Below are 10,555 nucleotides of genomic sequence, written 5' to 3' on the forward strand. Positions count from 1 at the left end.
GAGTGGGGGAAGGGGAGCAGGGGAAGCAGGAGTGGAATAACTAATGCCTAATGCCTTTTAGATTTTTACTGTTCAACTAACTCTTTAAAACGCTCATCATCGGCAATATCATCAAAATCTAGGTCAGTTACTGCGTCTTCTTTATACCTGGGATTAAGTTCAATTGCTTGTTGTAAAGTTAACAGAGATCGTTCAACTTGTCTTTGCAGTGCGTAACAGGCTGCTTTGTTATAATAGGCACTGGCATAATCTCGGTTAATTTCTAAGGCTTTGTTAAAACTAGCGATCGCTTCATCATCGCGTCCCAATCTTACCAAGGTATAACCGTGTTTATCCCAGATTTTAGGAGAATTAGGTTGGAATTCTAGCGCTTTATCAAAAGATGCTATTGCCTCTTCATATTGCTCTAATGCTACTAGGGAAAGACCGCGATTCAACCAAGCAACTGCATCATCAGGCTTGACTTGTGTAGCTTTGTCAAATGAGTCAAAGGCTTGCTGATGCTGTTGTAAGTTACCAAAAGCAACGCCGCGATCGCACCAAGCTTGATGATAATCTGGTTGAATCGCAATAGCTCTATTGTATGAAGCGATCGCATCTTTGTAGCGTTTCAACCTTCCTAGAGTTAGACCTCGTTTTAACCAAATCACAGGTTCATCAGCTTGGATTTTCACCGCTTGGTTGTAAGCTGCGATCGCATCTTCATAGCGCCTTTGGGAAAATAGCTCATCTCCCTGTTTTACATACTCATCAGCAGTAAATTCTGGTTGTTGTGGCTGTTCTTGTATTTCTTCCTCAACTTCAGAATTTACAACCTCTGGGATGGATGCAGGTTTCATCTCAACGTCAACTTCAGAATTCACCGCCTCTAAGATAGATTCAGGTGTAATTTCGGTTAGTTCCTGAAGGATGAGATCCTTTCTTTCTTGGGCATCCAATTGTAACTCAGAGAGTTGAGAGACAAACTCAGCTTCTAGTCTTTCTAACTTCTCCAGAATTAGAATTTTTTGTTGTTGAACATTCCATTGTAAATCTGAGAATTGCGAAGTAAACTCAGAACCAGATTTTTCTAAATTTTCAATTATTAGCTTTTTGCGTATTTGAGCATCTGCTTGTAATTCAGATAGTTGAGCGGCGAATTCTGACTGCAATGCTGCTAAACTCTCAACAATTTTGTTTTTTTGTTCTTGAGCATCTACCTGTAATTCAGATACTTGAAATTTTAATTCCTTATCTAATCTTCCTAAATTCTCAAATGTGATATCTTTTTGTTTCTGAGCATCTACCTGTAATTTTGATAATTCTTCCGCAAATTCTGACTGCAATTTTGTTAAAGTTTCAATAGCTATATCCTTTTGTTTTTGAGCATCAGACTGCCATCCAGAAAGTTGAGATGTGAACTCAGACGTTGATACTTCTAAATCAGTAACGGCTAGTTCTTGCTGTTGTTCCACACTTAACTTTAAATTAGACAGTTCCTCTGCGATGACAGATGCTACTTTTCCTAGATTATCTAGCGCTATATCTCTTTGTTGTTGAGCATCAAACTCTAACTTAGATAGCCCAGAAGCAAATTCTGACTCTAAAGTTTGTATATTTTCTTGAGATTTTTTAAGTTCAGTTTCTAATCTAGTTAATACCTGTGATTTAGCTAAATCTAGTTCAGATGTAAGGTAAGATAAATATTTTTTTTGTTCATTTTTAATCTGTTCTTGTAAACTAGCCGTTTCCTCTTCTAATTCATAATTTATTTTTTTAGCTTCTTGAATAAGATTTTCGGCCTCTTGTTTAGCGGTGGCTAGCTGATTTTGCAATTTTTCCATTCCCTGTAATTGTTGCATAGCTCTATCAACAATTTCACGGATTACCACCCGTCGCAGGAGCCAAAATAAAGCAATGATTGCGACTGGAAATAGACTTAATATAACTAGCCAGACATTGAGTAAGATAGTTGTCCGGCTAAAAGCACTATTAAAATCAGATTGGACTTGCTGTTGAATTCGCTTTTGTGCTCTTAGTCGCGTTAATTCTTCCCGTTCCTGATTCGATAACACCAAAGCAGGAGTTAGTGCTGGGGAAGGTGATGGTGCAGATTGTCCACTGGCAATTCCAGGGGACAGCAGTAAGGGTAAAAAGACAATAGTGCTTTTTACAATTAAAGCGAAAACAGCTTGATTTTTGCTCTTCATAACAACCATCTCAGTCTGTTGGTCAGTTTTTGAAGCGGCGTGCTTCTCTCCAATCTATAACAGAATTAAGTAGTGAAATGTTGTAGAGGCAGTGAAAAATGCTGAACAATCCTTAACTAATCTGTTCCCTCGCCCCTGACTGTACGTACAACTTCAGTGGTGGAGTGCAGTCAATTTTCTAACATTTTTTAGAGATACTATTATAACATTACTAAGTGAAAATCAAGTACCATAAACAATAATTTATCAACCTCTGGAAGACAGATTGCAGGATAATCGGCGCTTTCTGAGACCATTCATCGAACTAAGTTCGGACTTTTTTTCTACAGATAGCAGTATGCAAAGTGTCAGATGTGCGTACTTCGCACTAACATTAGATTATCTAGGGTAAGCAGATTACTTATCCTATAATTAACTTAACAAAGGCGGTAGAAAATGGGTCGGCTAAATCCTTATACACTGCAATTGCAGATTACCCGAATGTTTGAGCAAGGGCAATCATTTTTTGCCACAACCAAGGTACAAGAATGGTTGAAAGAACGCAAACACAATCCAGAAGATTATGACATTCTTTTCCATAAAAAACCCGCGCCTCCTGGTTCTAAAGAAGTGATGGTGGTGGAAATTGAATTACGCCGCAAAGATGGGCAACCTGTAGATCCTTGGTTGCAAGAACAAGCAAATCTCCATGCCTGATTTTAATAAATAGCAATTGTCAATTTAAAGTCATATTACCTTAACAGAATTTACCAAAAAAGAGTGTTCCGCAATTAGGAACGCTCTTTGTTATATTTTATTTAGGGATATATATTATCTGTGCGATTGCCCATATCAAAAACATTAAATTCAATCCCTTCTAACTTTAGCCTCAAAGCCTCTAATAAGATGTTTATTCTTTCTTCAATAAACATTGTTAGGGCGTTTTCAGGAAGTGCATCGGCTCTTGACCATTCAAGAATAATCGTCGGTATAAGATGAGAGCGTAGCACTGCCTCTAAACTAGGCTCGTCATATTCTTTAAGATAATCTAATGGATTTTTATCGCTAATTTTCAAATTAGTTATTTGAGACAGATAGGCAATATTCATCAAGCTGTCAGATTCTATTTGACTAGCAATGCCACTCTGCTTAATAAAGTTAACTGGAAATATATGGTGCAAGTTAGGCTTATCTGTAAGCAGATAATAAACATCAGACAAAACATCTTTATGGGGTTTTGCCCAATCCTGCGGCTTGTGATTTGCATAAAGTGATAGTATCGCTCTGGATAAGCGACCTCTATAACTATAGAAAGATTTTCTGAGCGAATTTTTATCAATATCAAATTGATTGAATGAGTAAGTACTATTAGCCTTTTGTTGATTAACAAAGTCTATATGTTGCCAGAGGTGAGTAGTGTTTGTTAGTAAATCTACATTATGAAAACTATAATACCAAAAATACTTATTTAAAAAACTATAATCTGGTTTATGATTACGATAAAAATATGCTGTGATAGTCAAGTATAAATATCGGTAAGGAATTAATCTTCCACCCTTAATATGCAAACAATTATCAAAGAAATCAAAAGTTTTAGCGAGCGCTTTCTGAAAATCAGACCATACAGCTTCAATATGCTCTGTTTTTAGCTCATTAAGATACTTATCAGTAATATTTTGTATGCCTGCATCAGGAAATGTAAGTTTTACTACTACAGTTAACACTTGGAGCAATGTCCAATTATCAATACTGGCATATTGACTACTAGAAATAGTTTTTTTAAATTTATCAAATAATTCACGAAGATAGAATCCAGAGATATTATTTGTCTTATTTTCAGAACGAAAAGTCTTAGCTACCACAATATCAAAGATATCTAAGGGTTTGCCAGCTTGATTAATCCGCTCAAATATTTGGCAGACTTCTGCAACTTCAATACCTCGTAACTCAATGAAAGAAACCCTATAATTATATAATGTTTCCCTAATCCTTCTCAATTGTTGCATATAGGGATGTTCAAAATCACCGTATCCATTTTTATGAAGATTTCTTTCTATTTCTCCAGAATTTTTAACAATCTCTATTAAACTAACAATGAGTTTTTGTTGATGACGTTGTTTCTTACCTGAGTTAGCTTTTAACTGACCATTTTTATCATCAATTTCATCCCAAAATAAAAATCTCTTGGTGTAACTTATATCATCAGTTGCATCTGTGAAGTCAACTGTCAAATCTATATATAACGTTGGATCAAAGTTATCCTTTTTATCAATCTTTCCTCCATATATTGATGTTAAAAGAGCAGTCGTTCTTTGTTGACCATCTAAAATATATTGGTATTCATTAGAGTGAAAATCATCAGCAAATTTGATCCCTCCTATTTGTCGATGACTTTCTAATTGTGTGTTGGTTTTCCAAATTAAAATACTTCCTAAAGGGTAAAATTTATAAATACTATCCCAGAGTTTTTTAACATTCTCTTTCTCCCAGACGACATCTCGTTGAAAAGTAGGAATTTGATATTTTTTAGCTAGGAGATTTTCTAAATAGGTAGTAATACTGTGAGCATCCGGCTTAATGCGATCAGCGTATGTAAACATTGATTTGACCTTACCTAACTTTGAGTAAATATCAATATTGGTGTATGAATTTAACTTTTTCTAGTAAAATTCCATACCAAGCTAACTGATATTTAATTAAGTGGCAACTCAGATTTTAGAAAACCTCTGCAACCTTTCTTCCATACCAACGTTGCCCTGTAAGCCGCCTGTGTGTACCAGCAGTAACGAATCGCCTCTACGAAAAAATCCCTGCTTTAGTAAATCCATCACTCCGTAAAACATTTTGGCGGTATATACATAATCAAGGGGTACGCCATGTTCCTCCCTGAACTGTTGGCTGAAAAGTAGCAACTCATTGTTCACCTTTGCATAGCCGTCAAAGTGGTAATCACATATCAATTCCCAGGAAGCCAAAGAGGTATATGGCGAGGGTAAACCAGAGGCGAGGTAATTTTTCAGCAGACTTTCGATTTCTTGTGCAAGAAAAGCCCCATTTTTCAATACTGGAAAAGCGATCACTCTTTGTCCTTCATGCAACGAAAGCGCAATACCAGCAAGTGTGGTGGCTGTACCGCAAGCTACGCATATATGATCAAATGCGTAGGCGTAGCCAGCCGTAGGCATCGCACGATCAATTATCTCTGTACAGCCGCGCACACCGTTTAAATTACTCCCGCCTTCGGGAATAATAAACACCTCGCCGAAACGTTGTCGCAGATATTCTTCTAACGCTGGTGTGTTGCGCTGTCGATACATCTCGCGGTTCAGATACACAAGCTGCATACCCTGTTGTACAGCAAAACTCAGCGTAGGATTCAACGGTAGCCTCTCCTCGCCACGAATTACGCCGATGGTACGAAAACCGAAAAGATTACCAGCCGCCGCAGTTGCATAGATGTGATTGGAATAAGCGCCGCCAAAGGTTAGCAGCGTCGTGAAATTTTTCTCCTTGGCTTCCAAAAGGTTGTATTTCAGCTTGAACCATTTATTGCCGTTAACCCACGGGTGCATGAGATCGAGGCGCAGCACATACAGATCAACACCTGCGCGACGGGCGATTTCGCTGTTGATTTGTTGTAGAGGAGGAGCAATAAAGGTTAACGACATGTGTCAACATTCTAACTTAGAATTTACATTCTCTCAGGTTCATTATTGAACATAAAATTAATGATAAACATTGAGTAATTCAATGGTAACTCTATCCAAATAAAGAATAAATCTTTCTGATGATTAGCTTTAGAAATTGGCATTTTACTAATTGAGTATTTTAGGTAAATATAAGAAACATAACACTCGCTCCAGATAATATTCTTTTTGGAGAAAAGAAATGGTTGCACTCACACAGCTTACTCAAGTTATTTCCAATTCTGGACGATTGACGATTGAAACTGTTGAAATTGCTCCTCAAACGACTGCTATACGTTGTCTCGACTGGGATAGAGAACGTTTTGATATCGAGTTTGGTTTACGGAATGGTACAACCTACAATTCTTTCTTAATTCAGGGAGAAAAAGTTGCTTTAGTTGATACATCTCACCGCAAGTTTGAGCAATTATATCTTGAGGTAGTGACAGGATTAATTGATCCGGCTAAAATAGATTACTTAATTATCAGCCATACAGAACCAGACCACAGTGGCTTAGTGAAAGATATTTTGCAATTAGCTCCCTCAATTACTGTTGTCGGTGCAAAGGTGGCTATTCAATTTTTAGAAAATATGGTTCACCAGCCTTTTAAATCAATGCAGGTGAAAAGTGGGGAGCGATTAGATTTAGGCAACGGACACGAATTAGAATTTATCTCTGCACCTAATTTACACTGGCCTGACACAATATTGACTTATGACCACAAAACTTGCACTCTTTACACTTGCGATGTGTTTGGGATGCACTACTGTGATGACCACACCTATGATGAAAATATTACTTTAATAGAGGAAGATTTTCACTATTACTATGATTGTCTCATGGGCCCAAATGCCCGATCTGTCTTGGCAGCTTTAAAGCGGATTGAAAAGTTAGAAATAGGAACAGTTGCCACGGGGCATGGCCCTTTATTACAACACTATATCTCCGAATGGCTCGGACGATATCAAAACTGGAGTTTAGAACAAGCAAAAACAGAGACATTAGTGGCTCTATTTTATGTTGAAGATTATGGGCATAGCGAACATTTAGTCCGTACCATAGCACATGGATGCGCGAAAACAGGCGTGGCAGTAGAATTAGTAGACCTTAATAGTGCCGAGCCTCAAGAAGTTCGAGAATTAGTTGCACAAGCTTCTGGTTTAGTAATTGCAATGCCACCCCAATCTTCGGTGATGGCTCAAGCTGCTTTAAGTACAATTTTAGCTGCTATTCACAAGAAGCAGGCGATTGGTTTATTAGAGTCAGGAGGTGGAGAAGATGAACCTGTTTATCCTTTACGTAATAAGTTTCAAGAACTGGGATTAACTGAAGCTTTTCCTCCTATCTTAGTTAAGGAAGTTCCTACTCAAGCAACGGAACAGCTTTGTGATGAAGCGGGGACAGATATGGGTCAATGGTTGACCCGCGATCGCACCATTAAACAAATCAAATCTATCAATACGGAGCTAGAAAAAGCTTTAGGGCGGATTAGTACAGGATTGTATATTATCACCGCCAAAAAAGGAGAAATTCAGAGTGCCATGTTTGCTTCTTGGGTAACACAAGCGAGTCTTGAGCCTTTAGGAGTAGCGATCGCAGTCTCCAAAGATCGGGCAATTGAATCCTTGATGCACGTTGGCGATCGCTTTGTTTTAAATGTTTTAGAAGAAGGTAAATATCAAGGATTAATGAAACATTTTCTCAAGCGTTTTGCTCCTGGTGCAGACCGCTTTGCCGGAGTGAAAACATATCCAGCCAAAAATGAATCGCCCGTTTTAGCTGAAGCTTTAGCTTACATGGAATGTGAAATTACTAGCCGCATGGATTGTGGAGATCATTGGGTAATTTATAGCACAGTCCAAACTGGAAGAGTTGCCAACCTACATGCACTTACCGCCGCTCATCACCGCAAAATTGGCAATCATTACTAAATAGTCATTTGTGATTTGTCATTGGTCATTGGTCATTCTCCTTGTCCCCTTGCTCCCCAACAAACGCGATTAATCGCGTTTCTACCCACCCTTGTACAGACGCGATTAATCGCGTCTTCCAAAAAACTATGTATAAATCTGCTGAAAATACCTCGATTACCATGTACGAAATCAATCGTGGGCGCGTTGTGCGAACCTTGGAATTTATCCAAGACGTAATTGTAATTTCTTTGTGTATCGGTTTATTTAGCTTCATGGTGCTTCAAGTGAAAGATATGTTTCTCTCCTTGCTTCCACCTTTAGATTTTCATGCTGTTACTGCCGATATTCTCTTTTTGCTCATCTTAGTTGAGTTATTTCGACTGCTGATTATTTACCTACAGGAACATCGAGTATCTATTGGAGTAGCTGTTGAAGTTTCTATCGTTTCTGCCTTGCGAGAAGTCATTGTTAAAGGTGTTCTAGAAGCAAGTTGGAGTCAAGTTTTAGCAACTTGCGCCTTTTTATTAGTGCTGGGAATACTACTATTTCTCCGAGTTTGGCTACCTCCTACCTTTGAAGGTATCGATCCAGAACAAGAAGTATCTAAACGTTATAGAAGCCGAGCCAAGTCTGAATTAACACAAACCAATGGTCATTAAAAGTAGGGAGTGGGGAATAGGGAATAGGGAGAGATAAGAGAAGGAGAATAACCCGTGCCCAATGCCCCATACTTCGCCGCCGCTCAGTGCAAGTACTCAATGCCCCATGCACAATGCCCAATTTCCCATGATTAACAGAGGTTATTATGTCTGCAAATACTTTAACTACCAGCCATCCTAGAGATGTACAAGTTGCTGAAATTGGTAAAAATACTCTGATTCTACGATCGCGGACTTGGGACAGATTAAAATTTGAGGTGGAGTATTCCCGCCAACGGGGAACTACAGCGAATTCTTATCTAATTCAAGCTGATAAAAAAGCTTTAATTGACCCTCCTGGCGAATCTTTTACCGAAATTTACCTTGAGCAACTAGCACAACATCTAGATTTCATCTTCCTCGATTACATTGTTCTCAGTCATGTCAACCCGAACCGCAGAGCAACCTTGCAAGTATTGCTCTCTCTGGTTCCTCAAGCTACTCTAATTTGTTCTCGCCCCGCTGCTAATGCTTTAAAAACTGCCTTTCCAGAATGGGAATCACGCATCCAAGCGGTGCGATCGGGGGATACTCTAGATTTAGGGCAAGAACATCATTTATCATTTATCACTGTACCAACTCCCCGGTGGGCGGATGGACTTTGTACTTATGATGCCGCCACAAAAATTCTTTACACAGACAAACTTTTTGGCGCTCATATTTGCGAAGATACCTTGTTTGATGAAGATTGGAAGGGGTTAGATGCGGAACGTCGTTATTATTTTGAATGTCTCCATGCGCCCCAAGCCAAACAAGTTGAAGCAGCCTTAGATAAATTGTCAGTTTTGGGAGCCAGATGTTATGCCCCAGCACACGGCCCGGTTGTCCGTTACAGCCTCAGCCGTTTTACTTATGATTACCGTCAATGGTGTCAAGGGCAAAAATCTCAAGAATTAAGTGTCGCTTTGCTCTATGCTTCTGCTTATGGAAATACAGCAATTCTGGCGAATGCGATCGCTCAAGGTTTGATCCAAAATGGAGTTAATGTAGAATCAATCAACTGTGAACTAGCCGATTCTGCTGAGATTAACCGCATTGTAGAAACTTGCGATGGCTTGATTATCGGCTCACCCACTCTAGGCGGACATGCACCTACTCAAATTCAAACTGCTTTAGGAATAGTTCTCTCGGTGGCGGCTAAAACTAAGTTAGCAGGGGTGTTTGGTTCCTACGGTTGGAGTGGCGAGGCAATAGATTTAATAGAAAGCAAGCTCAAAGATGCTAATTATCAACTAGGGTTTGAAACAATTCGGGTGCGTTTTAGCCCTACTCCTGAAATTATTCAGCAGTGTCAAGAAGCAGGTGCTTTCTTTGCCCAAAACTTGAAGAAAACCAAAAAACTGCGGACTTCCCGCCAGGTTGTGACAGAAACCCATGTAGATCGTACCGAACAAGCTGTGGGACGGATCATTGGTTCTCTGTGTGTTGTGACAACTCGTGATGAAGAAACTCACAAAGGGGTTTTAACTTCTTGGATATCGCAGGCAACTTTTAACCCACCAGGAATTATGATTGCGATCGCTAACGAGCAGAATGCAGATTTAATGCATCATCCTGGTGATAAATTTGTGCTGAATATCCTTAAAGAAGGAAGAAATGTCCGACGCTATTTTTCTCGTCATAGCACTTTAGGCGATAATCCCTTTGCAAATCTTGCCACAAAAACTGCTCTTAATGGTTGTTTGATTTTGAATGAAGCATTAGCCTATTTAGAATGTACGGTGCAAAATCAGCTTGAATGTGGCGATCGATGGTTAATTTATGCCGTCATTGATCGCGGTGAAGTGTTGGAAAATGATGGTGTCACTGCTTTAGAACATCGTAAATCTGGCAGCTATTATTAAGCTGGCTTTTCACAGTATTTGAAAAACCTCACTTCTATTTTTCTCTCTTAAAAGGAGAGAGAATTTGAATTTTCCCCCTTCCCGCCACGGGTTGGGGGTTAGGGGGTTAGGTTTTTTGTGGGCTTTCCTAACTAAATAACGTGAAAAGTCAGGTACATATAAGTCTTTTAGAGTTGTAATGCGATTGTTTCGGCTAACAATGCGATTGTTTCGACTAACAATGCGATTGTTTCGGCTAACAATG

The 10,555-nt window shown here is 39.0% G+C and carries 8 protein-coding genes; 4 read left to right on the plus strand and 4 right to left on the minus strand.

Features of this window, described 5'->3' with window-relative positions:
• Nucleotides 1–65: 65 nt before the first annotated feature.
• Nucleotides 66–2,189 carry a tetratricopeptide repeat protein gene (locus ACFE90_RS30960; RefSeq protein WP_375506169.1) on the minus strand — a complete coding sequence of 708 codons (2,124 nt, stop codon included), beginning with the start codon at nt 2,187–2,189 and terminating at the stop codon, nt 66–68.
• A 435-nt stretch (nt 2,190–2,624) separates the two neighbouring features.
• Here ACFE90_RS30960 and ACFE90_RS30965 point away from each other — a divergent pair, with 435 nt between their 5' ends.
• Nucleotides 2,625–2,885: a hypothetical protein gene (locus tag ACFE90_RS30965; RefSeq protein WP_012407382.1), complete on the plus strand. Its 261-nt coding sequence runs from the start codon at nt 2,625–2,627 to the stop codon at nt 2,883–2,885.
• A 101-nt stretch (nt 2,886–2,986) separates the two neighbouring features.
• Here the strand turns inward: ACFE90_RS30965 and ACFE90_RS30970 are convergent, their stop codons facing one another.
• Complete coding sequence (locus tag ACFE90_RS30970) at nt 2,987–4,768, minus strand: DUF262 domain-containing protein (protein WP_375506170.1); 1,782 nt, start codon at nt 4,766–4,768, stop codon at nt 2,987–2,989.
• Nucleotides 4,769–4,876: 108 nt separating this feature from the next.
• A complete protein-coding gene (locus tag ACFE90_RS30975; RefSeq protein ID WP_375506171.1) occupies nt 4,877–5,836 on the minus strand; it encodes a 1-aminocyclopropane-1-carboxylate deaminase/D-cysteine desulfhydrase in 960 nt (319 codons plus the stop codon).
• 220 nt (nt 5,837–6,056) lie between these two features.
• Here ACFE90_RS30975 and ACFE90_RS30980 point away from each other — a divergent pair, with 220 nt between their 5' ends.
• From ACFE90_RS30980 to ACFE90_RS30990, 3 genes are all read left to right on the plus strand, one after another.
• Nucleotides 6,057–7,787: a diflavin flavoprotein gene (locus ACFE90_RS30980; protein ID WP_375506172.1), complete on the plus strand. Its 1,731-nt coding sequence runs from the start codon at nt 6,057–6,059 to the stop codon at nt 7,785–7,787.
• A gap of 128 nt (nt 7,788–7,915) precedes the next feature.
• Nucleotides 7,916–8,428, plus strand: a complete 513-nt coding sequence (locus tag ACFE90_RS30985) for a phosphate-starvation-inducible PsiE family protein (protein WP_375506173.1) — start codon at nt 7,916–7,918, stop codon at nt 8,426–8,428.
• Between the two features lie 146 nt (nt 8,429–8,574).
• Nucleotides 8,575–10,311 (plus strand): diflavin flavoprotein, encoded by a 1,737-nt coding sequence (locus tag ACFE90_RS30990; RefSeq protein ID WP_375506174.1) that lies wholly within the window; start codon nt 8,575–8,577, stop codon nt 10,309–10,311.
• A 9-nt stretch (nt 10,312–10,320) separates the two neighbouring features.
• Here the strand turns inward: ACFE90_RS30990 and ACFE90_RS30995 are convergent.
• A partial coding sequence (locus ACFE90_RS30995) for a hypothetical protein (RefSeq protein WP_375506175.1) occupies nt 10,321–10,555 on the minus strand: 235 nt, incomplete at its 5' end.

The sequence above is a fragment of the uncultured Nostoc sp. genome (assembly GCF_964245445.1).
Classification (GTDB): domain Bacteria; phylum Cyanobacteriota; class Cyanobacteriia; order Cyanobacteriales; family Nostocaceae; genus Nostoc.

Coding starts and splice junctions, on each gene's coding strand:
- ACFE90_RS30960 (WP_375506169.1), bottom strand. CDS start 2,189: ATGAAGAGCAAAAATCAAGCTGTTTTCGCTTTAATTGTAAAAAGCACT.
- ACFE90_RS30965 (WP_012407382.1), top strand. CDS start 2,625: ATGGGTCGGCTAAATCCTTATACACTGCAATTGCAGATTACCCGAATG.
- ACFE90_RS30970 (WP_375506170.1), bottom strand. CDS start 4,768: ATGTTTACATACGCTGATCGCATTAAGCCGGATGCTCACAGTATTACT.
- ACFE90_RS30975 (WP_375506171.1), bottom strand. CDS start 5,836: ATGTCGTTAACCTTTATTGCTCCTCCTCTACAACAAATCAACAGCGAA.
- ACFE90_RS30980 (WP_375506172.1), top strand. CDS start 6,057: ATGGTTGCACTCACACAGCTTACTCAAGTTATTTCCAATTCTGGACGA.
- ACFE90_RS30985 (WP_375506173.1), top strand. CDS start 7,916: ATGTATAAATCTGCTGAAAATACCTCGATTACCATGTACGAAATCAAT.
- ACFE90_RS30990 (WP_375506174.1), top strand. CDS start 8,575: ATGTCTGCAAATACTTTAACTACCAGCCATCCTAGAGATGTACAAGTT.